Origin of the sequence: Streptomyces sp. CA-243310, assembly GCF_050936775.1 — a bacterium.
GTDB lineage: Bacteria > Actinomycetota > Actinomycetes > Streptomycetales > Streptomycetaceae > Streptomyces.
This window is the reverse complement of the sequence record NZ_JBNJMF010000001.1, coordinates 2,459,813-2,484,678: the sequence shown is the minus strand read 5'-3', so window position 1 is coordinate 2,484,678 and position 24,866 is coordinate 2,459,813. Positions and strand designations below refer to the sequence as shown.

The 24,866-nt window shown below is 71.2% G+C and carries 20 protein-coding genes and 1 riboswitch; of the genes, 10 read left to right on the top strand and 10 right to left on the bottom strand.

The genetic code is table 11. The features are described from left to right. Nucleotides 1–307: 307 nt before the first annotated feature. Nucleotides 308–1,939, bottom strand: a complete 1,632-nt coding sequence (locus ACQEVM_RS11265) for an ATP-binding protein (protein ID WP_433077502.1) — start codon at nucleotides 1,937–1,939, stop codon at nucleotides 308–310. A 3-nt stretch (nucleotides 1,940–1,942) separates the two neighbouring features. After that, nucleotides 1,943–2,968, bottom strand: coding sequence for a hypothetical protein (locus tag ACQEVM_RS11260; RefSeq protein ID WP_433077500.1), 1,026 nt, complete (start codon nucleotides 2,966–2,968; stop codon nucleotides 1,943–1,945). Between the two features lie 274 nt (nucleotides 2,969–3,242). Here ACQEVM_RS11260 and ACQEVM_RS11255 point away from each other — a divergent pair, with 274 nt between their 5' ends. From ACQEVM_RS11255 to ACQEVM_RS11240, 4 genes are all read left to right on the top strand, one after another. Further along, nucleotides 3,243–3,740, top strand: coding sequence for a GntR family transcriptional regulator (locus ACQEVM_RS11255; protein WP_433077498.1), 498 nt, complete (start codon nucleotides 3,243–3,245; stop codon nucleotides 3,738–3,740). Between the two features lie 33 nt (nucleotides 3,741–3,773). Continuing rightward, nucleotides 3,774–4,409: a tyrosine-type recombinase/integrase gene (locus ACQEVM_RS11250; protein WP_433077496.1), complete on the top strand. Its 636-nt coding sequence runs from the start codon at nucleotides 3,774–3,776 to the stop codon at nucleotides 4,407–4,409. A gap of 292 nt (nucleotides 4,410–4,701) precedes the next feature. Next, nucleotides 4,702–5,733, top strand: a complete 1,032-nt coding sequence (locus ACQEVM_RS11245) for a hypothetical protein (protein ID WP_433077494.1) — start codon at nucleotides 4,702–4,704, stop codon at nucleotides 5,731–5,733. Between the two features lie 342 nt (nucleotides 5,734–6,075). Then, entirely contained in the window at nucleotides 6,076–7,548 is a 1,473-nt protein-coding gene (locus ACQEVM_RS11240; RefSeq protein WP_433077492.1) for an NAD(P)/FAD-dependent oxidoreductase, read from the top strand. A 131-nt stretch (nucleotides 7,549–7,679) separates the two neighbouring features. Here the strand turns inward: ACQEVM_RS11240 and ACQEVM_RS11235 are convergent, their stop codons facing one another. Continuing rightward, entirely contained in the window at nucleotides 7,680–8,552 is an 873-nt protein-coding gene (locus tag ACQEVM_RS11235; RefSeq protein ID WP_433077490.1) for a bifunctional 5,10-methylenetetrahydrofolate dehydrogenase/5,10-methenyltetrahydrofolate cyclohydrolase, read from the bottom strand. A gap of 28 nt (nucleotides 8,553–8,580) precedes the next feature. After that, nucleotides 8,581–8,676: riboswitch (ZMP/ZTP riboswitch) on the bottom strand. A gap of 79 nt (nucleotides 8,677–8,755) precedes the next feature. On the opposite strand from ACQEVM_RS11235, the gene ACQEVM_RS11230 reads away from it, so the two are divergent. After that, the gene (locus tag ACQEVM_RS11230) at nucleotides 8,756–9,517 is read left to right on the top strand and encodes a methyltransferase domain-containing protein (protein ID WP_433077488.1); all 762 of its coding nucleotides are present in this window, start codon (nucleotides 8,756–8,758) and stop codon (nucleotides 9,515–9,517) included. A 226-nt stretch (nucleotides 9,518–9,743) separates the two neighbouring features. Continuing rightward, nucleotides 9,744–11,318: an RNA polymerase sigma factor gene (locus ACQEVM_RS11225; RefSeq protein WP_433077486.1), complete on the top strand. Its 1,575-nt coding sequence runs from the start codon at nucleotides 9,744–9,746 to the stop codon at nucleotides 11,316–11,318. A gap of 98 nt (nucleotides 11,319–11,416) precedes the next feature. On the opposite strand, the gene ACQEVM_RS11220 is transcribed toward ACQEVM_RS11225, so the two are convergent. The 3 genes from ACQEVM_RS11220 to ACQEVM_RS11210 form a co-directional block, all read right to left on the bottom strand. Continuing rightward, nucleotides 11,417–12,784, bottom strand: a complete 1,368-nt coding sequence (locus ACQEVM_RS11220) for an amino acid permease (protein ID WP_433077484.1) — start codon at nucleotides 12,782–12,784, stop codon at nucleotides 11,417–11,419. A gap of 74 nt (nucleotides 12,785–12,858) precedes the next feature. Continuing rightward, nucleotides 12,859–14,979: a phage holin family protein gene (locus tag ACQEVM_RS11215; RefSeq protein ID WP_433079936.1), complete on the bottom strand. Its 2,121-nt coding sequence runs from the start codon at nucleotides 14,977–14,979 to the stop codon at nucleotides 12,859–12,861. A gap of 106 nt (nucleotides 14,980–15,085) precedes the next feature. After that, nucleotides 15,086–15,490, bottom strand: coding sequence for a hypothetical protein (locus tag ACQEVM_RS11210; RefSeq protein WP_433077482.1), 405 nt, complete (start codon nucleotides 15,488–15,490; stop codon nucleotides 15,086–15,088). Between the two features lie 119 nt (nucleotides 15,491–15,609). Here ACQEVM_RS11210 and ACQEVM_RS11205 point away from each other — a divergent pair, with 119 nt between their 5' ends. Beyond that, the gene (locus ACQEVM_RS11205) at nucleotides 15,610–16,386 is read left to right on the top strand and encodes an MBL fold metallo-hydrolase (protein WP_433077480.1); all 777 of its coding nucleotides are present in this window, start codon (nucleotides 15,610–15,612) and stop codon (nucleotides 16,384–16,386) included. After that, nucleotides 16,383–17,018, top strand: coding sequence for a DedA family protein (locus ACQEVM_RS11200; protein ID WP_433077478.1), 636 nt, complete (start codon nucleotides 16,383–16,385; stop codon nucleotides 17,016–17,018). The genes ACQEVM_RS11205 and ACQEVM_RS11200 overlap by 4 nt, the downstream gene beginning before the upstream one ends. Nucleotides 17,019–17,063: 45 nt before the next feature. Here ACQEVM_RS11200 and ACQEVM_RS11195 read toward each other — a convergent pair whose 3' ends face one another. Both ACQEVM_RS11195 and ACQEVM_RS11190 read right to left on the bottom strand, forming a co-directional pair. After that, entirely contained in the window at nucleotides 17,064–18,143 is a 1,080-nt protein-coding gene (locus ACQEVM_RS11195) for an MBL fold metallo-hydrolase (RefSeq protein WP_433077476.1), read from the bottom strand. Between the two features lie 28 nt (nucleotides 18,144–18,171). Further along, the gene (locus ACQEVM_RS11190; protein ID WP_433077474.1) at nucleotides 18,172–19,410 is read right to left on the bottom strand and encodes an aminotransferase class I/II-fold pyridoxal phosphate-dependent enzyme; all 1,239 of its coding nucleotides are present in this window, start codon (nucleotides 19,408–19,410) and stop codon (nucleotides 18,172–18,174) included. Between the two features lie 290 nt (nucleotides 19,411–19,700). Between ACQEVM_RS11190 and ACQEVM_RS11185 the strand changes: the two genes are divergently transcribed. Then, entirely contained in the window at nucleotides 19,701–20,513 is an 813-nt protein-coding gene (locus tag ACQEVM_RS11185; RefSeq protein ID WP_433079934.1) for a methyltransferase domain-containing protein, read from the top strand. A gap of 132 nt (nucleotides 20,514–20,645) precedes the next feature. Beyond that, nucleotides 20,646–21,842 (top strand): serine hydrolase domain-containing protein, encoded by a 1,197-nt coding sequence (locus tag ACQEVM_RS11180; RefSeq protein WP_433077472.1) that lies wholly within the window; start codon nucleotides 20,646–20,648, stop codon nucleotides 21,840–21,842. Between the two features lie 45 nt (nucleotides 21,843–21,887). On the opposite strand, the gene ACQEVM_RS11175 is transcribed toward ACQEVM_RS11180, so the two are convergent. Then, the gene (locus ACQEVM_RS11175; protein ID WP_433077470.1) at nucleotides 21,888–23,864 is read right to left on the bottom strand and encodes a DUF5107 domain-containing protein; all 1,977 of its coding nucleotides are present in this window, start codon (nucleotides 23,862–23,864) and stop codon (nucleotides 21,888–21,890) included. A gap of 102 nt (nucleotides 23,865–23,966) precedes the next feature. Beyond that, complete coding sequence (locus ACQEVM_RS11170; protein ID WP_433077468.1) at nucleotides 23,967–24,866, bottom strand: arginase family protein; 900 nt, start codon at nucleotides 24,864–24,866, stop codon at nucleotides 23,967–23,969.

The window sequence follows — 24,866 nt, the reverse complement described above, 5'->3', positions numbered from 1 at the left end:
CCACTGTGCCGACGGGCCGGGTCGGGGTCGATTACGTCGGGGGTAATCAGTGCCCCTCACGGACGTGTCAGGAAGGGAGCGACTCCCACCAGCTCCGGCCTTCGGCTGTCCATGCCAGTCCGCAGAGATCCGCCCTGGGCCGCCTCCGGTGGCTCCCCGATTGGCTCCCCCTAACGCATCCCTGACCGAGAGGCCTCGCGCCCTTCCACACGTCGATGCATGAAGGCACTCCGGGCGAAGGCAACGCTGACACGTGAAGTCCTCTGCTGGCCCCCATCGCTCACGCCTCGCGAACCTGCATCGAGGCTCAACGTTCCCAATCCTCAACAATCGGCCGGAAGAGCACGTCATGCCAGGGTCGTACCCATTCTTGAAGATACGGCACATCACTTGAAGAAGGCACAGGAGACGCCTCTTCCAAGCGCACCAAAGACGGCATTACCGCAGCATCGCCAATCAATAGCGCCTCTCCCGAAGAGAGCATTGAAAGTGAATCAGTGAGCAGCCCGAGAGAATCGGGAATCAGGCGCTTTACATAGTTTTGATCTTCGGGATTGGTCAAGCGCATAGCAAGAAAATTGCTGCACTGCGAGAAGATTGTTTCGGAGATCTCTGAGGGCCTTTGACTCACGATGGCCGCGGTGATGCCATACTTGCGCCCCTCTTTCGCGATTCGTTCGATTGCAACTCGCGCAGCATTGTACTTGGCAGGGCCACCTTTCGGTACGTATTTGTGAGCCTCCTCATAAACCACGAGAAGTGGCGTCTCAGTTCGCATCTCAGGGTGCGTCTTCTTGTAGTAATAGGCGTAGTCAAATAGAAGTCTCGAAATCAGAGACACTGTAATGCTCAGCACTTCAAACGGCACGCCACTCAGGTCAATGACAGTAATATTTGAAGTAGCGCCGGCGGTGTAGCCCGTGAACTGCCTCAAAGTATCTTCCAGCGTCGTCTTCTTCGTGCGCTCCCCCATCAGGAAGTCAAGTCGACGGTCGTGACAACGATTCTCTAGGCGCGTAATAAAGTTATCCAACTTACCATGCAGTGGGCCTTGTTTTGCGCCGCGAGAGCCGTCGATCATTTCTTCATTCTTGCTGCGAGCTGCAGTGAGAATATCCTCAATTTCGAAGAACACCGGCGAGTCGTAGTGGATCCGCTCGCGCATTTCATCATCACCGACATAATGGGCACGCCTACTGGTCGTGACTGCACGCTTCAGAACCGCAACCTGGTTATGCGATTGCTCCTCGCGGCTCTCAATAAGCAAGTCCTGCAACTCCTCAGAGCTGAGCATCCAGTACGGGAGCGTCAGATCTTCAACATTGAGGAAATTAGCACCAGGAAATGCTGTTTGATACTCGCAGTGGATGTCAAAGATCACGATATGCGTATTATTCAGTCGATACCCTCCCTGACTTTCCTTACGCATGCCAATGGCCGTCTGAATGATCCTGGCCATGGCATGTGATTTTCCCGAGCCGGTTGACCCTACGATCGCAAGGTGACGATTGAAGAACTTATCCCCATCGACGGGCACATCAACATGCCGCTCCCGGGCCAAATGGGCAAACAGAAACTTCTTCCCGGCCGGCACGGATTCATACACTTTTTGGACTTCACTCCGCGAGGCAACCTCTACCGACTTCGGCGGAATAGCGATGCTTCCCCCACCGCGCTCAAAATTTCCATCAGCGTCGATAAATCCGAGCGGGAGAGCCTCCAAAATGTACACCCGCTGGTGACCCTGCCCTCCACCCGGAACAGGCTTCAGCTCGATTGAGAAGCTTTCGATGATGGCGATAATCGAACAATCGGCACTGTCGAAAACGCGCAGGTACGAGCCAACCTTGAGGGGGTCGCCGGAAGAAAGCTCAGTAATGTCATTGACGGCAATCTTAATTCGCTCTGGGTATACTCCGATGACTTCCGCGCTTGACATATCCTAGCTCCGCCCTCGAAAGATTTCGGTAAGTTCCACAGGTTTTTCGATGACCGCATGTCGAGTTCTGGCTTCACTGAACGGATTACTAGCTGGATCGGTGAGATAGAAGTCATGAACCTCGCGCATATTCACACGATTGACTATTTCACCCAGTCGCGCGAAATCGAGTAGTTTGATTCCATAACCGGGCATCGGTGGTTCGATGATACTCAGGGCACTAAAGTCCGCCCCGCCATAATCGAATCCATCATGAAAATAGATCCGCTCTCGCCAGAGAGCGTGTTTCAATTCTGTGAGCTCGACAGGACCGCGGAAAGTAACGTAGGGAGCAGGCGACTCGCCTACATAATAGCGACGCTGAAGACATTCGACGATGTCAACCAAATCTGTACTGTGAGTGGTGTCGTCACACTCCACAATTACTAGACGTTCACGCGGTGGTATGTGGGCGGACTTAGCCCGGTACTCGTCGCGCAACAGTCGCAGATACTTCGCCTGTCCGCAGATTTGCGCATAGCTCGCTTCAAATACTGCTGCACGCGCATGATGCACCAGGTCTCGCAGGTCTTTCATGGAGATCATTCGGGTCCCAGGGGGGCGCTTAATGATCACATCACGTAGGTAGCCGTGAATGACGGCGTGCCAGCACATCGCTTCGGATTCGCTTCGTGCTCGTAGAACCCTTTTCAGGTGGTCAAGCACGGTGCCGAACTGCGCCTCGAAGTCAGGCGCGAAGATCACTTCGAAGGACTTGGTGAACCATTCCTTGGTCTCCGCATCATATTTCCCAGAGTGCTCGCCAAGCATCGCCTCTAGTTCATCTTCGCTGAGCCGCAGAGTTTCACCCTGCAGTCTGTCAACGAAGTAACAGTACAGGGCGAATTTCACGCTCCGATCAGCAGCAAATTGTTGCATCATTTGCCGCACGGCCTTCGCGATTCGGGATGGGCTGTACTTGCCGCTCCGATGCTTAACCTGAATATGAAACGATTGCACCCCAATGTCCTGAGCGCCTTCGATCTCCACGCTTATGTTTGGGTTGGAAAGCACCTGCAGCAACGAGGCGTCGAACTGGAATGCAAATCCCTTGATGGCGTCATGCCCACCGTCACGCGATGATGTAAGAGCGTTCAGAGCTGCGCACCCCAGCTTCCACGACCTGGTCCGGAGGCAACCGCAAGCTCGACGCGAGCCACCGTGACATGGTGTTACCAACTCGCACCCATGTTAGGACCGGTAGAGCCTTTGAGGTGGGGGTTCGTTCCAACTGCTTCACTTCTCAAGGGCCGCTTCGACACCCATGCCGTGGTGGCTGGCCCTCAACTCGTCGACAGCGATCGCGGGCCGCCGCTACACGGCCCCCTGGCGGCCCCAAGCTCGACCCTCTTTCGCCAGCGCGACGACGTGCGAGGCTGGAGCGCGCCGCCAGACGTCATCGCGCACGCGGTGGAAGAAGGAGGAACGCGTGACGAACCCCAGCCCTCGCGGGACGTACTTGACAATCTCAGAGGCCCTGCGGGCAAGGATCGCAGAGGGGACCTACCCCGATGGCCTTCCGTCCGAAGCGGAGATCGGGCGCGAGTTCGGCGTGGCGCGCACGACGGTCCGTCGTGCGCTTCGCGCGCTGGAGGAAGCCGGCGACGTGACCACGGTCGCCGGGGTGGCTTGTGAGCAGGGCTGGAGCCTTGGGGGACGAAGCCTTGAAGAAGGTCCGCTCGATCCTGAACCGCTCCGTGAATCACGCGAGGAAGCGCGGGCGCGCCAACAGCAACGTGGTCGAGCTCGTCGACCTCCCTGAGGGCCGCCCTGGACGACCGAGCACTCCCTCGCCATGGTCGAGGCGGAGGCGGTCCTGCGCGCCCGTGAGGGTACGTGGATTCACGCGTACGTGGTTCTCGCGTTGCTCGTCGGTGTCCGCACCGAGGAGGAGCGCCCTCTCACCTGGGCCCACGTGCATACGGAGGTGCAGGGAGATACAAGGCCGCACGTCGACGTCTGGCGCTCCGTTCGCCGCAAGGGAGAGACCAAGACCATGCAGAGCCGACGGTCACTGGCCATGCCCCTTCAGGTCGCTCAGGTCATGAGTGACTACCGCCGGACCCAGCAGGAGGAGTTCAAGGCCGCGGGGAAGGTCTGGAGCGCCGACGGACTCGTCTTCCCCGACGACAGCGGGAAGCAGCGAACCTCGACCAGCGTCCTGCGCAACTTCCGCTCGCTGCTTCGCGAGGCCGGCGTGAAGAGTCCCGAGAAGTGGACGACCCGGATGCTCCGCACGAGCTGCGTCTCGCTGCTCTCCGCTCACGGAATCCCGATCGACGTGATCGTCCTCGTGGTGGGGCACAGCGGGACGCACACGACGGAGCGGGTGTACCGCAAGCAGCTTCAGCCGGTCATCAGGGAAGGCGCTCAGGCCATGGACGAGATCTTCGGGCTGAGAAGTCCGGAGGACACAGCCGGCGGCCGGTAGTCCTGAACCGCCGGCGTGGCTCCCTGGTTGGCTCCCTGGGCCCAGTTCTCTACCGGGCCCAGGGGCCTCACCTGCCTGAACGTGGCGTTCACGCCCCGGATCCGGTTACGTCGGGGGTAAGGGCCCTTCCCCGAGGTCGTGCGCGGGCCGCGAGTGCCCGAATCCCTTGAGCGGGTGCCCAACTTCTTTGAGGTGGAGCGAAGGAAAGGTGGGGGTTGCGCTGGTTCGGCGCGGGGGTGCGGGCTAGGCTTCGGGCAGCCCGAACGCCCGAGCGACATACGGAGAGTTTCCGGTGCGAGCCGCCGCCCGACCCGACCTGATCACGCTCCGGGACCGTGTCGACAGGCTGGCGCGGCAGCGCGGACAGGACCCGGCCGACGTGCTGTCCGTCGAGCGGCTCAGCCACCTCTCCGGCGTCGATCCGGAGCGGATCCCGCGGGTCTTGGCCGGCGAAGCGCCCGAAGTCCCCCTGATCCGGCGGGTGCACCGTCGTTTCCTGCGGCTGCGCGAGACCCGGCGTGACAAGCACGGCCGGGAGTGGTCGCTCGCCGCCGTGGCCGATGACTTCGGGGCGCCCGGCGCCTCCCTGGGTCCCCTCAACGCGGGCACGGGCCTGCCCGGGTTGGGGCACGCGGCCGGGATCCAGCGGTTCTTCGGGGTCTTCGCGGGCTTCCTGCTGGCCGACAACAAGAGCGCGGTGGAACGGGCCCTGGCCACCGCCCCCGCGGGGCGGGGCGCCCCCGACGACCTGGACCGGCTGTCTTTCGTCACCGGCATCACCCCCGAGGCCATCCGCCTCACCCTCGACGGCCGGCCGGCGCGGCTTCCGCTCCGGCAGCAGGTCCGGGAGCGTTTCGAGCACCTGCGCCGCACCCGGCCCCGGGAGGACGGGCGGCCGTACTCCCTGACGGCCATCGCGCGTTCCTTCGACGCGTCGGGGCAGTCGCTGACCCGCCTCGCCCAGGGCGAGGGCCTGCCCAGTCTGGCCGCGGCGGCCGGGATCCAGCGGTTCTACGGGGTGGAGGGCGGATTCCTGCTGGCCGATGACACCGAGGCGCTGGCCGCGGCCCTGGTCGGGATCGAGCACGAGTTGGAGTCGGCCGCGCACGAGGCGGAGAACCCGATGCTCGCGGTCCTGCGGGCGCACGACGTACGCAGCATCGTCACCCGCGCCGGCCTGCTCTCCCCCGCGGGCTGGAAGTCCCTGGCCGACCACCTGGACGATCTGCTCGCCCGGGAGGGCCGTCTCGACGTCCGCCCCACCGGGGACCCGGGACCTGCCGGCCGGGGCCCGGTGCCGGGCCCCGAGGGGGGCGCGCCATGAGGGCCACCCGGGCTCCGCGCTGTGGCGACTCCGGCTCCGACTCCGACCCGGGCTCCGACCCGGGCTCCGACCGGCCCGCCCGAGCGGCCCTCGGGACGCGTGCCGCGGCGCCCCGCGCCCCGGCCCCACGCCGACCCCCCGCCCCGCCCCCTTCCCGGCTCGACGCACGAACCCCGCCCCGCTCCCGGGCGGTTCGACCGTCCACGGCGATCGGACCGGTCAAGTCCCCCATCGACAGGGCCCGTTGACCGGGCGCCGGCCCCACCCGCCCCGGTGGCCCGAGCACACCACTTCACTTGTGTCGCCGTCTCCCGTGCGGCCCCGACAGAGAGCCACCACACGATGCCCCAGCCTTCCGCACCCCGTCATGTCGTCGTCATCGGCGGCAGCATGTCCGGCCTCCTGACGGCAGCCGTCCTCGCCGAACACGCCACGGTCACGATCATCGACGCCGACACGCTGCCGGACGGCCCCGCTCCGCGCCGCGGCCTGCCGCAGGCCCGCCACGTGCACGTCCTGTGGTCGGGCGGGGCGCGCGCCATCGAGGAGATACTGCCGGGCGTCATCGGGGAATGGACGGCCGCGGGCGCCCTGCGTCGCAGCCTGCCCGTCGAACTCGTCACCAAGGCGGCCGAGGGCTGGTTGCCGCGGTGCGGGGAGAAGCAGTTCAGCATCTCGTGCAGCCGCGACCTCCTCGACTCGGTGGTTCGCGAGAAGGTCCTCGGCCTCAAGGAGGTGCGCACCCTCCAGCAGAGCCGGGTACGGGGCCTGGAGGGCACGGCGGCCCGGATCACCGGGGTCCGCGTCGACACCCCCGAGGAGGAGGACCGGCTGATCACCGCGGACCTCGTCGTCGACGCGAGCGGTCGCGGCTCCCGGAGCCGGACCTGGCTCCAGGAACTGGGGGTGGGTGAGATCGAGCAGGCGGAGGTCGACTCCGGTCTGGTCTACGCGACCCGGATCTTCGAGGCGCCCGCCGGAAGCCACGCGATGGGCTTCCCCATCGTCAACGTGCAGTCCGATCCGCGGGTGCCCGTGCCCGGTCGTACCGCGACGATCGTCCCGATCGAGAACGGCCGGTGGCAGGCCACCCTCTCGGGCACCCGCGGCGGCCAGCCGACCGCCGACCCGGACGCGTTCATCCCGTTCGCCATGGAAGCGCGGGACCCGGTCGTCGGCGAGTTGCTGAAGGGAAAGAAGCCGCTCACCGAGGTGTCCGTGACCCAGGGCACCGCCAATCGCCGCGTCTTCTTCGAGAAGGCCGACCTGCCCGAGGGCTTCTTCGCCGTCGGGGACTCCGTCGCCACCTTCAACCCGTTGTACGGGCAGGGCATGTCCGTCGCCGCCCGCGGGTTGCTGGCCGTACGCGACCTGCTGCGCGCCCGGGGGCTCGCCACGCCCTCCGTGGGACGTGCGGCGCAGCGCGCGCTCGCCCCGCAGGTCTCCACCGCCTGGGAGCTCGCCACCTCGCAGGACATCCTCTACCCGGAGGCGACGGCGACCGGCATGAAGTCCAGGCCGGGCTCCGCGCTGGTCACGCGGTACGTGAGCCGGCTGATGACCGGCGCCACCACGCAGGAGCAGCTCACGGGCGCCTTCCTCCAGGTCATCACCATGACCAGCCCGCCGACCCACTGGTTCCGCCCGGACGTGCTCTGGCGCGTGCTGCGGGCCTCCGGGGAGGGCGCCCACAAGGCGGCGCCGCTCACCGCGGCCGAGCGGACCATCGGCGGGCTGGACCGGCCCGGGAACCCGGGCGCCGAGGACGGCCGGACCGGGGGCGGCACCCCCGCCGACCCGGTCGGCCGCCCCTGAGGCCTGCCGGGTCGCACGGGACCGGGCAGGACCGTACGGGACCGGCAACGGCCGCGGGCCGGGGAAAACGGGACGCCCCGGACCGAAGGGGGCCGGGGCGGTCGTCGTACGGGATCGGGCGCGCGGCCGGGTCAGAGCCCGGCGAGGTCCAGCCCGGCCTGCGCGGCGGCGGCCCGCACGGTCTGCTCCAGGAGCACGGCGATGGTCATCGGGCCGACGCCGCCGGGGACCGGGGTGATCAGGGAGGCCCGGGTGGCGGCCGACTCGATGTGGACGTCGCCGACGTTGCCCGCGTTGTAGCCGGCGTCCAGGACGACCGCGCCCGGCTTGATGTCCTCGCCCCGGATGAACTCGGCCTTGCCGACGGCGGCGACCAGCACGTCGGCCTGGCGCACGATCGAGGGCAGGTCCACGGTGCGGGAGTGACAGTAGGTGACGGTGGCGTTGCGCTCCAACAGCAGCATCCCGGCGGGCTTGCCCAGGATCGCGCTGCGGCCGACGACCACGGCGTGCTTGCCGGTCAGGTCCACGTCGTACTCCTCCAGGAGGCGCATGATGCCGCCGGGGGTGCAGGAGACGAAGCCGGGCAGGCCGAAGCCCATGGCGGCGAAGGAGTGCATCGTCACACCGTCGACGTCCTTGCCGGGTGCGATGGCCTCGAAGGCGGCCCGCTCGTCGATGTGGTGCGGCACCGGGTGCTGGAGGAGGATGCCGCTGACCTCCGGGTCCTCGGAGAGCGCGGTGAGGGCGGCCACCAGTTCCGCGGTGGTGGTCTCGGCGGGGAGCTCGACGTGGCGGGAGGTGATCCCGGCCTTGGCGCAGCGGTTCTGCTTCATCTGTACGTAGGTCACGGACGCGGGGTCCTCGCCGACGAGCACGGTCGCCAGACAGGGGGCGGTGCCGGTGCGCTCGGTGATCTTCGCGGCGTGCGCGGCGGTCTGTTCGGAGATGCGGCGGGCGACGGCGGTGCCGTCCATGAGCCGGGCGGTCTGGGCAGTGGTCACGGGGTCTCCTGGGCGTCGCAGCGGAATCGCGGTTCGCCCAGGCGCGCGGCAGTCGACGTACCCACCGGTACGCCGGGCCGCTCCCCGGTGGTGATCCACCCGAACGCCAGTCACGGCCCGCGGGCCACTCTAGTCGACGCCCGCGCACGGCGGGCCGGCGATACCCGCTGGAGGACCGGCTCGCGGCCTGCGACGATCGGGGGATGACGCGTACTTTCGACCATCTTGTCGCCGAGGCCGAGTCCGTCTCCGTGGACGGCTGGGACTTCTCCTGGCTCGACGGCCGCGCCACCGAACAGCGCCCCTCGTGGGGCTACCAGAAGCTCCTCGGCGAACGCCTGTCCCGGGTCTCCTCCGTCCTCGACGTCCAGACCGGTGGCGGCGAGGTGCTCGCCGGGGCCGGCGCGCTGCCGCCGCTGACGGTGGCGACCGAGTCCTGGCCGCCGAACGTCGCCAAGGCGACCCGGCTCCTGCACCCGCTGGGCGCGGTGGTGGTCGCCGACTCCGACGAGCCGCCGCTGCCCTTCGCGGACGAGGCCTTCGAGCTGGTCGGCAGCCGGCATCCGGTGACCGTCTGGTGGGACGAGATCGCCCGCGTGCTGACGCCGGGCGGCACGTACTTCTCGCAGCAGGTCGGTCCGGCCAGCGTCTTCGAGCTGGTGGAGTACTTCCTGGGCCCGCAGCCGGAGGAGGTCCGGCGCGACCGGCACCCCGACGACGCGGTCGCCGCCGCCCGGAAGGCGGGCCTGGAGATCGTCGATCTGCGCTCCGAACGACTGCGGACGGAGTTCAACGACATCGGAGCCGTGATCTACTTTCTACGGAAGGTGATCTGGATGGTGCCGGGCTTCACGGTCGGGCACCACCGGGACCGGTTGCGCGAGCTCCACGAACGGATCGAACGCGAAGGTCCGTTCGTCGCGCACACCGCCCGTTTTCTCGTCGAGGCCCGCAAAAAGGGCTGAGCCGGGAGGGCGCGGGAGCGCGGACGGATCCACGTCGGATCGGTTGCGTCGCCACAGCGTGGCGCAGGTCACTCAATTCAGCGCGTAACGAATCGACTCGGGCATGCGATGAACCGACAGGTGTCCTCGCGCGGCCCCGGAATACAGACCCCCCTCGGGTCTGTTTCCCGAAGTCGCGCGATGATGTCCCGCTCACCCCTTATCTGTTCGCAACGAGAGGCTCCTTGTGTCGCTCAGCCCGTCCCGTACGTTCCCTCCGGAGATCGCCGAATCGGAGGCCCTCGTCGCGCTCGTCGAGCGCGGCCGCGAGCAGGGTCACATCAACGGTGATGACGTGCGCCAGGCCTTCGAGGCCGGCCGCATCCCGGTGGACCAGTGGAAGCGGGTCCTGCGCAGCCTGAACCAGGTCCTGGACGAGGAGGGTGTCGCCCTCCACGTCAGCGCCGCCCCCGCCACCAAGGCCGCTGCGAAGAAGCCGCGCAAGGCTGCCGCCCCGGCCCGCACCGTGACCAAGAAGGCCGCCGCCGCGCCGCGCCCCATCGGCGCGCGCAAGACGGCGGTCCCCGCCACCGCCGCGGCGATATCCGCACCGTCGGCCTCCGGGACCGAGGAGGAGGTGGCGGCCGAGGCCGCCGCCGAGCCGAAGAAGCGGACGGTCAAGAAGACCGCCGCGAAGAAGGCGACGGCCACCAAGAAGACCGCCGCCACGAAGAAGGGCGCCAAGGACGGCGACGAGGGCGAGACCCCCGCGGCCGAGGGCGAGGACTGGGCGGCCGAGGACCCGGCCGACGAGGCCGAGGAGGAGACTCCGAAGGTCGGCGGAACCCAGGGCTTCGTGCTGTCCGACGACGACGAGGACGACGCCCCGGCGCAGACCGTCATGGTCGCCGGTGCCACCGCGGACCCCGTCAAGGACTACCTCAAGCTGATCGGCAAGGTGCCGCTGCTCAACGCCGAGCAGGAGGTCGAGCTCGCCAAGCGCATCGAGGCGGGTCTCTTCTCCGAGTACAAGCTCGAAGAGGAGGAGGACCACAAGGCCACGTTCAAGCGTGAGCTGGAGATCCTCGTCGAGGACGGTCGCCGGGCCAAGAACCACCTGCTGGAGGCCAACCTCCGTCTCGTGGTCTCCCTCGCCAAGCGCTACACGGGCCGCGGCATGCTCTTCCTGGACCTGATCCAGGAGGGCAACGTCGGTCTGATCCGCGCGGTGGAGAAGTTCGACTACACCAAGGGCTTCAAGTTCTCCACGTACGCGACCTGGTGGATCCGGCAGGCGATCACGCGCGCCATGGCCGACCAGTCGCGCACGATCCGCATCCCCGTCCACATGGTCGAGATCATCAACAAGCTGGCCCGTGTCCAGCGGCAGATGCTCCAGGACCTCGGTCGGGAGCCCACTCCGGAGGAGCTGGGCAAGGAACTCGACATGACCCCCGAGAAGGTCATCGAGGTCCAGAAGTACGGCCGTGAGCCGATCTCCCTGCACACCCCCCTGGGTGAGGAGGGCGACAGCGAGTTCGGTGACCTCATCGAGGACTCCGAGGCGGTCGTACCGGCGGACGCGGTGTCCTTCACCTTCCTCCAGGAGCAGCTGCAGTCGATCCTGGGGACGCTCTCCGAGCGTGAGGCGGGCGTGGTCTCCATGCGGTACGGCCTCAACGACGGCCAGCCGAAGACCCTGGACGAGATCGGCCGCGTGTACGGGGTCACCCGTGAGCGCATCCGTCAGATCGAGTCGAAGACCATGTCGAAGCTGCGTCACCCGTCGCGTTCGCAGGTGCTGCGCGACTACCTCGACTAGAAGCGGGGACGGGGGCCCGGGACGGTCGGCAGACCGCCCCGGGCCCCCGTGGCGTGTGCGGCTCGGGCGTGCGCGGCCCGCTCGGGGCCGCCCGCCGGTCAGGCGGCCGCGGCGCGCTGCCTGCGGGCGGACATCACGGCGTACACGACCACGCCCACGAAGAGGAACAGCACGCCCTGGTAGACGGCGGCGTACCCGGAGCCGGCCACGAGCCACATCGAGAAGGCGAAGGCGGCGCAGGCCAGGACGGTGTCACGGACCAGCCGGCCGCGGTGGACGCGTGCGGACTGCCCCGAGACCAGGAAGTAGATCTGGGCGGCGCTGGAGAGCAGGTACGGGACGGTCGCCGTGAAGGTGGTGACCAGCACCAGGATCTCGAAGACCCCCTCGGTGCCCGCGGTGTAGTTGTAGACGGTCAGGGCCGAGGCCAGGACGACGGTGACGAGGACCCCGACGATCGGGACCCCGCGCCTCTTGGTCTCGAAGGCCTTCGGGAAGAGCCCGTCCTTGGCCGCGGCGTACGGGGTCTGCGCGCTGAGCAGGGTCCAGCCGTTGAGGGCGCCGACCATCGAGATCACCGCGGCGCAGGCGACGAGGGTGCCGCCCCAGGTCCCGCCGAACATCGCGTCGACGGCGTCGCTGAAGGGGGCCTCGGAGGTGACGAGCGTGGCGTGCGCGACCAGGCCGAAGACGGACAGGGTGCCGAGCAGGTAGACGGTGGCGGCGCCGGTGGTGCCCAGGATGGTGGCGCGGCCGACGTTGCGGGCCGGGTCGCGTACCTCGCCTGCGCTGACGGCGGCGGACTCGACCCCGAGGTAGCTGAAGAGCAGGATCGCGGCGGCGGCGGAGATCGCGCCGACGGCGCTCTGGTCGGTGGCCTGGAAGGGTCCGAGGTTGGCCGGGTCGAAGAAGAACAGCCCGCCGACGGCCACCAGCAGCAGCGGGGCGAACTTCAGTACGGTGGAGACCAGTTGGACGACGCCCACGTAGCGGGTGCCCGCGAGGTTGGCGAGCGCGGGCAGCCACTGGACGGCGAGCGCGCCCAGGCACATGGACCACTTGTGCTCGCCCACGGCGGGGAAGAGGACCGTGAGGTAGCCCACGGCGGCGACCGCGAGGGCGGCGTTGGAGACCCAGGTGGTGATCCAGTAGCTCCAGGCCGCGAGGAAGCCGGCGAAGTCCCCGAAGGCCGCGCGGGCGTAGACGTACGGGCCACCGGTCTGCGGGTTGCGTTCGGCGAGCCGGCCGAAGACGAGCGCGAGGGCGATGGCGCCGACGGTGAGCACGGCGAAGGCGACGAGGCTGATCGTGCCGAAGGGGGCCACCGCCGCGGGGAGGAGGAAGATCCCGCCGCCGATGATGTTGCCCATGACCAGGCAGGTCGCGATCGGCAGGCCGAAGCGGCGGGCGTGCGGGCTCGCTTGTTCGTCGGTGGGGACGGGGGCGGGGAAGGGGGTGGTGCTCACGGGTGACGCGCCTCTGGTGTTTCACATGCTGGACAGGTCGACACATCGTCGGGCACCGTCAAGGCCGCACCAAATCAGCGGGTTTCGTCCTGTACGGACACCTCTACGGAAGGAAGGGTTCCGCTCACCTCGGGTTTCGGCCGGTGATCCTGCGGTGCGGCGGCCGTGGACGGCGCGACCAACGGGACCTGCGGGCCGTCCGCCTCGCGCAGCCACCGGCGCAACACCTCGTGCACCGCTTCGGCGCCGACCAGCCCGGTCCCCGGGTCCGACAGTTCGGTGGGCCACATCAGGAACGGGTGCCCCTGCTCACCGCCCAGGCCGCCGTGCGAGCCGATCTGCTCCTCGAAGGCGTGCACGGTCCCGTCGGCCGGGTCGAACGCCGAGTTGACCATGATGTCCGCCACGTGCGGGAAGGAGTCGGTCCGCCGGACGGCGTCGGCCGCGCCCGGCCCGAAGTCCGCCAGCAGCCGCTCCGCCGCTCCCGGCTCGTCCAGCCGGGCCACCGCGCCGCCGGGGCCCAGCACCTCCCCGTCGACCAGCAGGAACCCGACCCCCGGATGGTTGGCCAGCGTCGCCAGCAGCGCCGGGTGGGTCCGCTCGATCCACGCCCGGTCGGCCCGCCCGGGCAGGTCCGGGAAGGAGACCAGCCCGAGGTTCCCCGACGCCAGGACCACCGGGTCCGAGCCACCCGTCGGATCGGCCTCCTCGCTTTCCTCCACCGGCCTGTTCAGGGCCGCGCGGACCGCCGCGCGCGCCTCGGCGCCGCTGCGGGTGCCGCCGGCCCGGCGGGAGACCGGGAGCCCGCATCCCGCCCGGACGAGGTCCTTGAGGGTGAGTCCGTACCGGCCCAGGAAGGTTTCCCCCGGACTCTGCCCGTGGTCCGAGAGCAGCACGATCCGGTAGGCGCGGGGGGCGTGCTCGGCGACCCGGGCGATCAGCGCGAGGCTCCGGTCGAGGCGGGCCAGCACCCGGTCGGTGTCCCGGCCGTGCGGGCCGGAGTGGTGCGCGACCTCGTCGTAGGCCACGAGGTCCGCGTAGACGCAGGCACGGCCGGCGAGCATGTCCCCGATCACCGCCGCGACGACCACGTCCCGCTCGACGACGGTGGCGAAGGCCCTGATCATCGGGTAGAGCCCGCCGCGGCCCACGCGCGGCACCTCGTGCCGGATCCGGGCGCGGACCGACTGGCCGATCTCGCGGCCCACCTCGGCGACGAAGGACAGGGCGGTGCGGACGGCGTTGGCCGGGTCCGAGAAGTACGCGAAGTAGCCCGCCCGGGAGCGGTTGGCCCGGCCTCGCCGCGCGGACACCGACAGCACCAGGGCGAGCTGGTCGGCGCCGCCGCTGAACAGGTTGCCGCGGCTGGCCCCGTCCAGGGAGAGCAGTCCCCCGTCGCCGGTCCGCTCGATGGCGCGGCGCTGGAGTTCGGCGGCGCTGGTGGGCCGGTTGCACACCACGATCTCGCCGGTGTCCTTCTCGTACCAGCGGAAGGCGGGCACGTCGAAGTTCGAGCCGTGCAGGATGCCGAGCTGGCTGGCACCCGTCTGGCTGGACCAGTCCGTGCGCCAGGACATGACGCGGTGGCTGCGCTCCAGCCAGTCGCCGACGGTGGGCATCGCCTCGGACCCCGCGGCCCGGCGCAGCACCTCGTACCCGACCCCGTCGAGCTGGAGGAAGACCAGCCCGGGAGGACTCTCGCCCGCGCCGGGGGCGCCCGTGCGCAGCTGCCGGCGCCGGCGCCGGTCGGCGAGCCGGTAGAGCCGGCGGCGGTACGCCTCGTCGTCGCGGACGGCCAGGGCCGTGGACGTGGCCGACGCCACCGCGGACATGACGGCGGCGACGACCACGGCCGTTTCGGGGGCCACCTCGCCGCGGCCGTCGGGGATCAGGTCGAGCGCCATCAGCAGCAGCGAGCCGTTGAGGAAGAAGACGAGCAGCCCCAGCAGCAGGGCCGGCACCAACAGCAGGGCCCGGACCAGCAACGGCCACACCAGCGCGCTCAACAGGCCGAAGGCCCCGGCGCCCCAGACTGCGGTCAGCGCGATGCGGGTGAGGCTGTCACCGTCGTCGGACTGGAGCCGGAAGTCCGGCAGGATCCCGGCCAGGGCGAGCATGGTGAGCGTGGACACCGCCCACACGAGGATCACCCTCACCAGCGCGCCGCCCGCCGTGCGCCACCGTCCTCGCCACACTCCGTACCCCCGTTCGTGGTCCACTGCCAGCGTCGCACAGCGCCGCGAACGCGGCCGGGCGACACAGGTGGCGCACGAACGTACGGAAGCCGCCGGTCAGGTCGTGTTACGTACCGTCGTAGCCCGCCGTCGGCATGGACAGTCGGCGGTGCACTTCCGCCTTCATCGCGGAGGTGTACGTCGGCTCCTCCAGCCCGGCGGTCTCCAGCCGGACCCCGCGCCGTTCGCACTCGGCGGTGAAGTCCTCGACGGAGCGCAGCGCCCGGGCCAGCACCCGGTGGTTGGCGGCGACGAACAGGTCGACCCGTCCCGCGTCGACGTCGGACCACAGTCCGCAGTGGTCGTGGCGCAGGCCGTAGACCAGCAGGTGCCGGGTGACGACGTAACCGCGGTCCGCGGCCCAGCGGGCGCACATCGCGTGCTGGCTGCGGGTGTCCACGGCGAAGGGGTCGACGTCGAGTTCCTCCAGCGGGGCCATGCCGGCGATCACGGCCACGCGCAACTCATCCATGGCGCCCGACCCTACTCCGATCCGCGGCCGTCGAGGAGAGGGCTGTGGGATTCCGATTGCGCGCGGTTCGACGGGACAGGATCTAAGGTCGACAGGACCGATCGAGGGAGGGAGCACCGGTGCCGGTGGAGATCACCTGGTGGGGGCATGCCACGTGCACGGTGGAGGACTCCGGACTCCGGTTCCTGACGGACCCGCTGTTCGCACGTCGGTTCGCACACCTGCGGCGACGCCGCGGGGCGGTGCCGCCGCAGCATGCCGCCGAGGCGGACGTGGCGGTGGTCTCGCACCTGCACTCCGATCATCTGCACCTGCCCTCCCTGGCCCGGCTCGCGCCGGGGACCCGTCTGTTGGTGCCCCGGGGCGCCCGCCGGGCCGTGCCGGGGCTGGCCCGGGTGGCGGTGGCCCGGGGGCTGGCGGTCACGGAGGTGGCGCCGGGCGACGTGGTCCCCGTACGGGACGGCGTACGGGTCCGGGCGGTCAGCGCGCGCCACGACGGCCGGCGGCTGCCGTACGGACCGCGGCTCGCACCGGCGCTCGGGTACGTGATCGAGGGCGCGGCACGGACGTACTTCGCCGGGGACACCGGGCTGTTCGACACGATGGTCGACGAGGTCGGCCCGGTGGACGTGGCGCTGCTCCCGGTCGGCGGCTGGGGGCCGTACCTGGGGGCGGGGCACCTGGACGCGGGTCGGGCGGCGCGGGCGCTGGCGGACCTCGCGCCCGCGGCGGCGGTTCCGGTGCACTACGGGACGTACTGGCCCATCGCCATGGACGCGGTGCGGCCGCACGAGTTCCACGCGCCGGGCGAGGAGTTCGCCCGGTTCGCGGGGCGGCTCGCGCCGAAGGTGACGGTCCGGGTGCCCGACCACGGCGAGCGGGTGCGGCTTCCGTGACCTGGCGCGACCTCCTCGCGACAGCGGTCGGGCAGGTCCCGCCGGACGGCACTCGGCAGGCGGTCGGGTACCCGGCGCTGTTCCTGCTCGTGGCGCTCGGAGCACTGCTGCCGGTGATCCCGACGGGGGCGTTGGTGAGTTCGGCCTCGGTGGTGGCCTTCCATCAGGACACCCTGCCGTTCGGACTGCTGTCGGTGTTCGCCGTCTCGGCGTTCGCGGCGTTCGTCGGGGACCTCGCCCTGTACTGGCTCGGGCGGCGCGGGGTGCACTCGCGGGGCGGCTCGCGGTGGCTGGAGCGGCTGCGGGGGCGGGCCACCCCGGAGCGGCTGGAACAGGCTCAGACGAAGCTCGACGAGCACGGCGTGCTGGTGCTGGTCGTCTCGCGGCTGGTGCCGGCGGGCCGCATCCCGGTCATGTTGGCCTGCCTGCTGGCCGAGATGCCGCTGCGCCGGTTCGCGCGCGGCGACGCGCCGGCGTGCCTGGCGTGGGCGGCGACCTACGGCCTGATCGGGATCCTGGGCGGTTCGCTCTTCTCGGAACCCTGGAAGGGCGTGGCCCTCGCGGTCGGTCTGACGCTGTTGATCAGCGCGGCGCCGGCGCTCTGGCGCCGCGTCCGACGCGGTGCTGCCTGAGAGCACGGGTCGGCGCACACGGGTTCCGGTTCCCGGGGCGGTGCGTCAGAACGTGCGCGAGGCGCCGATCGGCAGGTCCCACAGTCGCTCGCGGTCCAGTCCGGCCCGCTCCCAGGCCGCGCGCACCCGGTACAGGGGCTCCATGACCGGCTCGGCGGACAGCACGAAGGTGGCCCAGTGCATCGGTGCCATCCGCCGGGCCCCGAGGTCGAGGCAGGCGCGCACCGCCTCCTCCGGGTCGGTGTGCACGTCGCGGAGCCACCATCTCGGGGCGTACGCGCCGATGGGCAGCAGCGCCAGGTCGATTCCGGGGTGGCGGCGGCCGATCTCCGCGAACCAGTGCCCGTAGCCGGTGTCCCCGGCGAAGTAGACCTTCTTGCCGTGCTCCGTGTCGGTGAGCATCCACCCGCCCCACAGGGTCCGGCAGCTGTCGAGCGGCGACCGCTTCGACCAGTGGTGCGCGGGGACGAACTCGAAGCGGACGCCGCCCAGTTCGGCGCACTCCCACCAGTCGAGTTCCGTGACCCGCTCGAAGCCACGGCGGCGGAACCAGCGTCCGAGACCGGCGGGGACGAAGCAGGCCGTGTGGCGGGGCAGCCTTCTGAGGGTGGGGGCGTCGAGGTGGTCGTAGTGGTTGTGGCTGATCACCACCGCGTCGACGGGCGGCAGGTCCTCCCAGCGCACGCCGACGGGGGTCAGCCGGGCGGGGGTGCCCAGGATGCGCCGGGACCAGACGGGGTCGGTGAGCACGGTCAGCCCGCCGGTCCGCAGGACCCAGCCGGCGTGGCCGACCCAGGTGACGGACACCGTCCCGGGCCGGGCCTCGGGCACGGGGGCCGGGGCGCAGGGCAGGTCGGGGATGCCTCGCAGCCCTTCCGGACCGGGTCGCAGGGCTCCTTCGCGGGCCAGTCGGGCGAGCGCGCGGACGCCGGGCAGGGGGGTCGTCAGCCGGTGCGCGAAGGAGCGCGGCCACCGGCGGACCTCGCCGAGCGGCCGGGGCACGGCCGCCTCGGGCGGGGCGGTGGGCGCGGCCGGGCCGAAGGGGACGGTGCGGTCGGGCCGCACCGGTGTCCGCCGGGTCACGCCCGATCCCCCGGCCGCACCGGCGTCCGTGCGGTCCGTCATCGGGGGGTTTCCGTTCGGCGGCGGGGGTTCACTCGGCCAACCCGGCCAGCACCGACCGCAGCCGGTCCAACGCGTCCCGGACGTGGGGCAGTTCCAGGGGGTCGGGGGCCGTGAGCGCGGCGAGCCGTTCCTGCGGGCTGGCCCCGAGCAGCGGGCCCGTCGACAACCGGACGCGCAGCCCGACGGGTTCGTCCGCGAACCGCTGTCCGCCGGGCGTCGGCGAACCCAACCGGCCGCCCAACCAGTCCTCCAGTTCCATCGCGTCGCCCACGCCCTGTCGGGCCAGGCCCGCCCGCAGCGGGGTCAGGTCGGCGTAGAGGTGCCGGCCGGCCTGCGGAGGGCGGGCGAGCGCCCCGACGGCGAGGATCTCCCGGTGCGCGGCGGCGGCCACGGCGCCGTGCAGGGCCGCCGCCGCGTAGGCGCGGGCGGCGACGGCGTCGGGCTCGTCGAGGGCGTGCGCGGCGGCTCCGGCGACCGGACCGGCGACCAGGGCGCCGGTGGCGGTCAGCACGTCGAGGGTGCGGGCCCGCAGCCAGGTGCCGCGGGCGGTGGCGGGGAAGCGGATCACGGCGGCGGGCCAGCCGGCGGGCAACAGCGCCCCCGACAGGTCGACGAGGACGGCGGCCTGGTCGGGGAGCATCTCGGCGGGGCTGAGGACGAGCGTGTGGTGCGGCCGGTGGACGGTGTCGCGCCAGCTCTCGTCGCTGACGACGAACAATCCCGCCTCCTCGGCCGCCTCGCAGGCCTCGCGCAGCATCTCGGGCGGCGGCACGGTCGCGGTCGGGTCGTCGGCGACGGAGAGCAGCAGGACGCGCGGGTCGCCGCCCTCGGCGCGGACCCTCCGTACCGTCTCCAGCAGGGCGTAGGGGTCGGGTACGCCGCCGCACTCGGCGGGGGTCGGCACGTGGAAGGCCCGCCGTCCCAGCAGGCGGACCTGTGGGGTCCACCAGGCGGGACAGGGTCGGGGCAGCATCACGTCGCCGCCGTAGGCGCCGAGCAGCGCGAGCAGCAGCGCGGCGGCGCCGGGTCCGGCGGCCACGTTCTCGGGCTCGGTGGGCAGGCCGCGTCGGGCCCAGTGCCGGCACGCGGCCTCGCGCACGGTCGGGCCGCCGCCCGGCGGTTCCGGCGCGGAGCGGTCCGCGGCCCCGGCGAGCACGGCGGTCAGTTCGGGCAGGACGGGCAGACCGGGCGGGGGCGCGGGCGGCACGTACCGGACGGGGCCGCGCCCCTCCGCCGTCGTGCGCTGCCACCCCGCCGTCCCCGCCATTCCCGCAGTCCTTCCCGTGCACGCCACCGACCGACCGACCATGACCTTTATACGGTTATTCGACCTGTTTCGCCCGTCAACCCCCACACCTGAGGCGCACCGGCGGGCGATCCCTCGCCCGCAGACCCGGCGGCGCGGCTGAAGCGACCGCCTCGGCGCCCGACCCCTTGAGCCACAAGGCCGATGTCCACATGGCGAAACGCGCATCCCATATGACGGGCGAGGGATTACGGTGATCACAGCGCTTCCCGGAGACGCGCTCGACGAGGAGGAGTCACGCCGTGAACGCCATGAGGGAGACCGCCGTCTACACGCACGGCCACCACGAGTCGGTGCTCCGGTCGCACCGTTGGCGCACCGCCGAGAACTCGGCGGCCTACCTGATCGGCGAGCTGCGACCGGGCATGGCGGTCCTGGACGTGGGGTGCGGTCCGGGCACCATCACGGCGGACCTCGCGGCGCTGGTGGCCCCCGGCGGGCGGGTGACGGCCGTGGACGCGGCGCCGGACGTACTGGCCCGGGCCCGGGCCCACGTCGCGGAGCGCGGACTGTCCGGCTCGGTCGAGTTCGCCACGGCGGACGTCCACGCACTGGACTTCCCCGACGACTCCTTCGACGTGGTCCACGCCCACCAGGTGCTCCAGCACGTCGGGGACCCGGTGCGCGCCCTGTGCGAGATGCGGCGGGTGTGCCGGCCGGGCGGGATCGTCGCGGCCCGGGACGCCGACTACGCGGCGATGACCTGGTTCCCCCGGACGCCCGGCCTGGAGGAGTGGCTGAGCCTGTACCGCGCGGTCGCGCGGGCGAACGGCGGCGAGCCGGACGCCGGGCGGAGACTGCTGTCGTGGGCGCGGGAGGCGGGCTTCACCGAGGTGTCCGCCTCGGCCGGCGCCTGGTGTTACGCCACGCCGCAGGAGGTCGCGTGGTGGTCCTCCCTGTGGGCGGACCGTACGACGGCGTCGACGTACGCATCGATCGCCACGCGCGGCGGCCACGCGACACCGGCCGAGCTGACGACGATCGCGGAGGCCTGGCACGCGTGGGGCGCCGCGTCGGACGCCTGGTTCTCCGTCCTGAACGGGGAGATCCTGGCCCGCGTCTGACCCGTCGGTCGGGGACGCCCCGTAGGGGAGGGACGCGGCGGCCTCCTCCCCGGTCACGAGGCCGACTCCCCCCATTCCGGCCTACGTTGGGGCGGCACCTCACCCGCAGCCGACGAAGGGCAGTCCCCGCTCATGCGCCGCCTCACCACCACCGCCACCCTGCTCCTCGCCCTCGGCCTGGCCGGCTCCGGCACCGCGCCGGCCGTGGCCGCGCCCACCGCCGGCGCCCCGCGGCCGGCCGCCGCCGGCCACCCCGACGGCGCCGCCTTGAGCCGCGCCCTGGACGCGGTGATCGCCCAGGGCGTGCCCGGTGCGGTGGCCGAGGTGCGCGAGGACGGGCGGGTGTGGCGCGGGGCGAGCGGTGTCGCCGACCTGTCGGGCCGGCCCGCGCGGGCGGACGACCGGTTCCGGGCGGGCAGTGTCACCAAGACCTTCGTGGCCACGGTGGTCCTGCAACTGGTCGCGGAGGGCCGGATCGCGCTGGACGACCCCATCGGCCGCCACCTCCCGGGGCTGATACCCGCCGGGGCCGACGGCGCCGAGGTCACGGTGCGCCAACTGTTGGGCCACACCAGCGGCATACCGAACTACACGGACGTGCTGCGTCGACAGCCCGACCCGATCAGAGCCCTCCAGCACAGCGCGTACACGCCCCGGGACCTGGTCGCGATGGCCCTGCGGGAGCCGCGGGCGTTCGATCCGGGCGCCCCGGGCCACTGGCAGTACTCCAACACCAACTACGTCGTCCTGGGCCTGCTCATCGAACGGGCCGGCGGCCACTCCCTCGGCCGGGAGATCGAGCGGCGCGTCATCCGCCCGCTGCGGCTGGCCGACACCCTGGTCCCGGCCGGCTCGGACCTGCCCGGACGGCACCTGAACGGTTACGAGTGGCTCGACGGCCCCGGCGCCGCCCCCACGGACCTCACCGAGTTCAGCGCCGGCGCCTTCTGGGGACCGGGCAACATGATCTCCACCGCGGCCGACCTCAACCGCTTCCAACAGGCCCTGTCCGACGGCCGGCTGCTTCCGCCCCGACTGCTGCGGGAGATGCGGGAGATGCGGGACACCGATCGCGCGGGACGCTCGTACGGACTCGGTGTGGAGGCGAACACCACCGTCTGCGGCATGACCGAGGGGCCGGTCCGGGGACACAGCGGCAGCGTGCCCGGCTACAACACCTACAGCTTCGCCTCGGCCGACGGGCGGCGGCAGATCGCCCTCGCGGTGAACGTCGACCTCACCAAGACCGGGGGCGCGGACGAGGCCATCGGCCGCGTCCTGGCCACCGCGCTCTGCCGGCCGGCCCCGCCCGCGCACCCCGCTCCGTAGCCACCCCGTCACCCCCTCGTACCGCCGCCGGGGCGGGGCGCCGTCTCAGGGGGTCGGTTTCGGCGGGCGCATGCGGAAGTCGTACGCGGGGGGCAGCGGGCGGTCGGTGAGCGTGGCCCACACCTCGGTGAGGGTTTCCTCGCCTTCCCGGAGATCGGCGAGTTCGAGGCCCTCCTCGAAGACGCGGCGGGCCGCGGCCACATGACCCTCCGCAGCGAGGAGCCGCGCCGCGAGGAGCCGGAAGCGGCCCTCCTCGCGACGCGCCGGTCGCAGTCGCTCCCACACCGCGCGGGCCCGGTCCGGCCGGCCGGCCGCCAGCAGGGCGGTCATGGCCTCCCGCCCGAGCGCGGACTCGGCGGCCGGCCAACCGGCCTCTCCATCGCTCTCGTCCGCCAGGCCCGCGAACGCCTCCGTGTAACGGTCGGCCGCCCGGTCGAGGTCGCCGGCCAGCGCGTCGGCCTCCGCCAGACACCTCAGCAGCGGCCACCGCGACGACGCCGGCGCGAGCCCGCGCTCCCAACTGCGCACGGCCTGGGCGATGTCCCCGGCGTGCCACTGGGCCACGCCCAGGTGATACTCGGTCAGCGGGTCGGCGGGCGCGGTCTCCAGCATGTCCCGCCAGTGCGGGGCGACCAGGCTGGGGCCGGGCGGGGCGGCCCGCTTGGGCCGGGGGAAGGCCCCGGAGCGCCACAACTCCAGCCAGGGGGTCTGCTCCTCCCCCAGGGTCGACTCCTCGAAGGGGGTGCCGGGCAGCTTGAAGCCCGCGCGCAGCACCTCCAGCGCGCCCCAGCCGGAGCCCGTGGCGAGCCGCTCGCCCGGTTCGGTGTCCGCGGAGCCCCGCCAGGCCTCGTACGCCGCGTCCAGCCGTTCCCGGGGCAGCGCCGCCTCCAGGGCCGCCCCGGCAGCGGCGCGGGCGGCGTTCCAGTCGCTCCCGTGCACCGTCGGGGCGTCCGCCGACAGGGCTCCGTACGCCTCCAGCCAGCTGAACTCCGCGCCGCCGTCGAGGCGTACGTGTTCGAGTTGGGTGCGGGCCAGGCCCGCCTGGATCTCGGCGTAGCCGATCGTGCCCGGCTCCGTGAGCCACTCCTGCCAGCGCCGTCCGCCGGTGCCCGCGCCCCACGCGAAGAGCTTGCGGCCACGCAACCGCCCGGTCGAACTCTGGACGATTCCCCGCCCGTCGGCGTCGAGCGAGGCGATCCAGGGCCGGTCCGTTTCCCGGACCTCGTAGAAGTAGTCGGCCGGGTACGTGCCGCGCAGCGGGTACGTGCGGTCGACGCCCTCCCACTCCGGTACGGGGACGCGGCGCAGCTCGCGTTCGTACCCGAAGTGCCAGGCCTCCTCCGCGGGGGCGAGCACACGGGTGCCGGCGTCCTCGGGGACGGCGATGTTGGACCACCAGTAGACGGGTGCGGGCCGCTCGTGCGGGTTGCGCACCCGGACCCCGACGTACAGGAACTCCGAGTCCTCGGGCAGCCACAGGTCCACCTGGAAGGGGGTGTCGCGCAGCCGCTCCCATTCCCACATCCGCAGCATCGTGGCGCCGTCGGGCCCGGGGACGAGCGCGGCGTGCAGCGGGGCGCAGGCGAGGGCGCCGTGCCCGGTGGCTCCGATGTTCCATTCGACGCCGCCGGAGAACCAGGCGCCGTTGAGGGCGAAGTGGGCGGGTTGGAACACCGGGTTGCGGTAGAGGAGTTCGCGTCCGGTCGACAGGTGGACGAGGGAGTGGATCCGGCCGCCGAGCCCCGGCAGCACGGTGACGCGCAGGTGCGCGTTCTCGATGACGATCGCCTCGTACTCGCGCCGCGCCCGCTCCCGTCCGTAGCCGTCGCGGATCCGGACGGGCAGCAGCGAGCGCAGCGGCTCGTACCCGATCTGTCGCGCCGTGTCGCGGGGCAGTCCCCGGCGCGACCGCTCGTCCAATTCGTGCGTCCCGTCGGGCGCGCGCAGGGCGGGCAGGGGATTCTCGGGGCCCAACGGGGCTCCGGAGAGGGTCAGTACGGCACGTCGGACGGTGGTGGCCATGAAGGAATGGAACACGCCACGGGGGCCGGTGCACAGGGGTTCCGCAGATCACCACCGGTCAGGATTACGCAAAGCCCTGGCCTGCGGGTGACGCGATCGGTGTCAGGCGAACGACCCCGCCACCAGGTCGGCGAGCAGGGCCCCCGCGCGCCCGTCGGGGTCCAGGTCCGGGTCGTAGATCGTGACGTTGAGTCCGACACAGCGCGGGGAGCGGGCCAACACGCCGAGCAGTTCGACGAGTTCGTCGGCAGTCAGTCCGTCCGGGTCGGGACTGTCGACGGCCGGCATCACGCTCGGGTCCAGGACGTCGGCGTCCAGGTGCACCCAGAAACCGGCGGTGTCCGGCGGGTGGAGTCCTTCCAGGGCGTCCCGGGCGACGGGACCGGCGCCGCGTTCGCGGATCTCCCCGACGGTGGCAGCCCGGATCCCGGCGGCGCGCAGCTCCGGGAGGTCGCCGTCGCCGTCGCGGATGCCGAAGAGACGTACGTCCTCGTCGCGCAGGTACGGGCGGAGCCCTTCGAGGTCGGTGAGGTCGGCCTGGCCGCGCCCGGTGGACAGGGCCAGTTCCTCGCCGCCCGCGGCGCCGACGGGTCCGTTGACCGCGGTGTTCCCGGGGTGACGGAAGTCCGCGGAGCCGTCGATGGCGGCCAGTCCGTACCGGCCGAGGCGCCGCATGGCCAGTGCGGCGCCGAGCTGGATCGAGCAGTCCCCGCCGAGCACGACGGGGAACTCCCCGTCCCGCAGGTGTGCCTCGATGCGGTCGGCGAGGGTGACGGTGTAGCGGGCGAGGGCGGCGGCGTGGAAGACCCCGTCGCCCTCCTTCCAGTCGCCCCGGTCGTAACGCGGCGGGACCGCGACCCCGCCCTCGCGCGCGCCGAGTCGGGCGAGGAGCCCCTGTTCGCGCAGGGCTCCCGCCAGCTTGTAGACCCCGGGTACGGTGCCGGGTGCGGGCGGGCGCAGGCCCAGGTTCGAGGGGGCGTCGAGCAACACGATGGTTCGCAT